4 protein-coding genes are annotated in these 4,062 nt (G+C 63.2%); 3 read left to right on the top strand and 1 reads right to left on the bottom strand.

The window, feature by feature from the left end; translation table 11 throughout:
- A partial coding sequence (gene parE, locus RTX98_RS19525) for a DNA topoisomerase IV subunit B (RefSeq protein WP_312798522.1) occupies positions 1-1,917 on the top strand: 1,917 nt, incomplete at its 5' end.
- A 6-nt stretch (positions 1,918-1,923) separates the two neighbouring features.
- On the opposite strand, the gene RTX98_RS19520 is transcribed toward parE, so the two are convergent.
- Entirely contained in the window at positions 1,924-3,045 is a 1,122-nt protein-coding gene (locus RTX98_RS19520; protein WP_312798521.1) for a DUF2336 domain-containing protein, read from the bottom strand.
- A gap of 83 nt (positions 3,046-3,128) precedes the next feature.
- Here RTX98_RS19520 and RTX98_RS19515 point away from each other — a divergent pair, with 83 nt between their 5' ends.
- Both RTX98_RS19515 and RTX98_RS19510 read left to right on the top strand, forming a co-directional pair.
- Positions 3,129-3,584, top strand: coding sequence for a MaoC family dehydratase (locus RTX98_RS19515; RefSeq protein WP_312798520.1), 456 nt, complete (start codon positions 3,129-3,131; stop codon positions 3,582-3,584).
- A gap of 3 nt (positions 3,585-3,587) precedes the next feature.
- Positions 3,588-4,062, top strand: a 475-nt coding sequence (locus RTX98_RS19510; protein WP_312798519.1) for an HpcH/HpaI aldolase/citrate lyase family protein, incomplete at its 3' end; no start/stop codon positions are given.

The following is a 4,062-nucleotide window of genomic DNA, read 5'->3' as shown; positions in this document are numbered from 1 at the left end:
AGCGCCGCCGACATCGAGGTGCTGGAAGGCCTGGAGCCGGTGCGCCGCCGTCCCGGCATGTATATCGGCGGCACCGACGAAAAAGCGCTGCATCACCTGTTCGCGGAAGTCATCGACAATTCGATGGACGAGGCAGTGGCCGGCCATGCAACCTTCATCGAGGTGGAGCTCACGGCCGACGGCTTCCTGAGCGTGACCGACAATGGACGCGGCATACCCGTCGATCCGCATCCGAAGTTCAAGGACAAGTCAGCGCTCGAAGTCATCATGACCACGCTGCATGCCGGCGGCAAGTTCGACTCCAAGGTCTATGAGACGTCCGGCGGTCTGCACGGCGTTGGCGTGTCCGTGGTCAACGCGCTGTCCGATGTTCTTGAAGTGGAGGTTGCGCGCGGCCGCCAGCTGTGGCGCCAGCGTTTTTCGCGCGGCATCGCGCAAGGACCGTTGGAAAGCCTGGGTGAGGTTCATAATCGCCGCGGCACCAAGGTGCGCTTCCATCCCGATGAGCAGATCTTCGGAAAGGGTGCGGCCTTCCAGCCGGAGCGCATCTACAAAATGGCGCGCTCCAAGGCGTTCCTGTTTGCCGGCGTCGAGATCCGCTGGTCCTGCGACCCTGCCCTCCTGAAGGAAAAGGACGAAACACCTCAGCGCGCCGTGTTCCACTTCCCCGGCGGCTTGAAGGACTATTTGACCGGTCAGCTCGGCAGCGAGATGCAGGTCACGCGCGAGATCTTTGCCGGAAAAACGGACAAGCAGGGTGGCCATGGCGCGCTGGAATGGGCGGTCACCTGGTATGGCGGCGACGGCTATGTCAATTCCTACTGCAACACGATCCCCACGCCCGAAGGCGGCACGCATGAAGCCGGCTTCCGCACGGCACTGACACGCGGTCTCAAGGCCTATGCTGATCTCACCGGCAATAAGCGCGCTTCGATCGTCAGCGCCGATGACGTGATGATCTCGGCGGCCGGCATGCTGTCGGTGTTCATCCGCGAGCCGGAGTTCGTCGGTCAGACCAAGGACAAGCTGGCAACCGGCGAAGCGCAGCGCATCGTCGAGAATGCGATCCGCGATCCGTTCGACCATTGGCTGGCCGACAATCCGCAGGAAGCCTCCAAGCTTCTGGATTGGGTGATTGCGCGCGCCGATGAGCGTTTGAAGCGCCGTCAGGAAAAGGAAGTCAGCCGCAAGAGCGCCGTGCGCAAACTGCGCCTTCCCGGCAAGCTGGCCGATTGCACGCAAACGGCAGCGCAGGGTGCTGAACTCTTCATCGTGGAGGGCGATTCGGCTGGCGGCTCCGCCAAGCAGGCGCGCGATCGCGCCAGCCAGGCAATCCTCCCCCTGCGCGGCAAGATCCTCAACGTCGCCTCGGCCGGTTCGGAAAAGCTCGGCGCCAACCAGCAGATCTCGGATTTGATCCAGGCACTCGGCTGCGGCACCCGATCGAAATATCGTGACGAAGACCTGCGCTATGATCGCGTGATCATCATGACCGATGCCGATGTCGACGGCGCGCATATCGCATCGCTGCTGATCACCTTCTTCTATCAGGAGATGCCGAACCTGATCCGCGACGGCCACCTCTACATGGCCGTGCCGCCGCTTTATCGCATCAGCCAGGGCGGCAAGGTCATGTATGCGCGCGATGACGCCCACAAGGATCAGTTGCTGAAAGCTGAATTCACCGGTCGCGGCAAGATCGAGATCGGCCGCTTCAAGGGCCTCGGTGAAATGATGGCGGCGCAGCTGAAGGAGACCACGATGGACCCGAAGAAGCGCATGCTCTTGCGGGTCGAGGTTCAGGACGAGGTGGATGCCACGAAGGCGGCGGTGGATGCGCTGATGGGCACCAAGCCCGAACTGCGCTTCCGCTTCATCCAGGACAATGCCGAGTTTGCGGAAGCCCTAGACATCTAGGCGCGTTCAGGCCGCTGCGATCGCCCGTGCGTGGTGACGGGCGTTTTCGCGCAGAGCTTCGAGGTGAATGCGGCGAATCAGGCTGGCGGCTTCGCCGGTCGGATCATCCTTCAGCGCCTGCAACATTTCCCAGGTCACTTCCTGCGTTCCGGCAACGCGCTTGCCGTTCGCGACGTCGCGCCATACGGCCAGCGCGCTGGTGATGACGGGCTGTAGGTTCGTGGGCAAACCGGCCGAGCGCATCAGCGCACAAAGCGCCACGTCGCGGCCACGCGCCAGAAGCGCACCGACATGCCGATCGCTCTGGTTAGTCAGCGCAACAAGAGCCGCGCCGAAGAAGTCGATCTTGCCCGCAGCAACCGAGCGAAGAAGAAAGCCGGTAGTGAGTTCGCCGCGCAGGCGCAGATGCTCGATCAGGGCCGGATGTTCTTCGCTGCGCGTGCGATCAATCAGGGTGAGCGATGCCTTGGTACAGGCCTCGCGTGCCATCCGTGCCGCCCTCGCCTCGCCCATGACGCCGAGCAGAAACGGCGAGCGTCCCAGCGTTTCGCCGAGCTGCACCAGAAGCAGATGGCGGCAGTCGGACGGCAGATCGGCCAGACCGAGCATCGCCTCGCGCAGATCGGCACGGTCGCCGAACCGCTCCACCATGCGCCGGAAGCTGACAGCCGCGATGTCGGCGCCGGGATTTTGCAAGAGCGCGATGCAGGCTTCTGCCTCCCCCACCTCGGCGATGGCTGCGGCAAGGCTGATGCCGACCCAGGCGCGGCCAGCGACAACGCATTGCACCGGCGTCGGCGCAACAGCAAAGCGGTCGATCAGGTCGGCGTCGGTCAAAAGCGGCGAACGGCCGAGCACAAGCGTCGCGACTTCGAGCTGGTCGGCAGCCAAAGCAGCGATGATCTGCGGCGGTGCCTTGCGGCTCATGGACAAGGCTTCCGCCATGGCCAGCCGCACCTTGGATGAAGGATCGTCGAGCAGGAGCGTGAGGGCCGCTTCCGCCGCGCAGCGATCCTCGAACTCCAGCGTTCCGTCGATGTAAGCGCGCGCCAAGGCGGCGGCAGCAGCGGCGCGTTCGCAAACGCGGGCGGTGTCGATCCATCTCAGGAAATGTGCCACGACAACCATGCTTTCCGCCCTGTCCGTCCACGCTTGAACCCTAGGACAGCAATGGTTTACGAACGGTTCACCATAAATGCGGGAGGCGTGGCATGGCGGGGCTTTATCTTGAACAGTTCGAAGTGGGCGGGGTGATCCGCCACACGCTGACGAAGAGCGTGACCGAAAGCGACAATATGCTGTTCTCGGTCATGACGCTGAACCCGCAGCCGCTGCATATTGATTTCGACTTCGCAGCCAAGAGCGAGTGGGGCCGGCCCATCGTAAATTCGCTGTTCACGCTCGGCCTGATGATCGGCATCTCCGTTCACGACACCACGCTCGGCACCACGATCGGCAATCTCGGCATGACGAACACCGAGTTTCCCCATCCAGTTTTCCATGGCGACACGATCCGCTGCGAGACCGAGATCAAGTCGGTGCGCGAGTCGCGTTCGCGACCGGATCGCGGCATCGTCGAGTTCGAGCACCGCGCCTTCAACCAGGACGGTGTTCTGGTGGCGCGCTGCACCCGGCAGGCCATGATGCTCAAGAAACCTGAAGCCTGACCGATGCGCTCGCTTTTGTTTGTGCCGGGTGATTCCACCCGCAAGCTGGACAAGGGTCTCGCATCCGGCGCTGATGTGCTCCTGATCGACCTGGAAGACAGCGTCAGCCCCGCCAACAAGGAAGCCGCCCGCAAGCTCACGGCCGAGTTCCTGGCAGCCAACCGCAGTGGTGGCGGGCCGCAGCTTTATGTCCGCACCAACGACTTGCGCTCAGGCCTGATCGATGACGATCTTGAGGCGGTGATGGGCGGTGCGCTTGTTGGCATCCTGTTGCCGAAAGCGGCAGCCAGCAGCGACGTCGATCACCTTTCCACGAAGCTGCGCGTGCATGAAGCCGAGCATGATCTGGCGGATGGCAGCACACGAATCATCGCGCTGATCACGGAAACACCTGCGGCCGTCCTGGCAGCCTCCACATGGCAGCAGCGCCACCCGCGCCTTGCCGGTGTCACCTGGGGTGCCGAAGATCTTTCCGCCG

The organism is Tianweitania sp. (assembly GCF_032053605.1).
Classification (GTDB): Bacteria; Pseudomonadota; Alphaproteobacteria; order Rhizobiales; family Rhizobiaceae; genus Tianweitania.
This window is presented reverse-complemented; position numbering and strand designations above follow the sequence as displayed.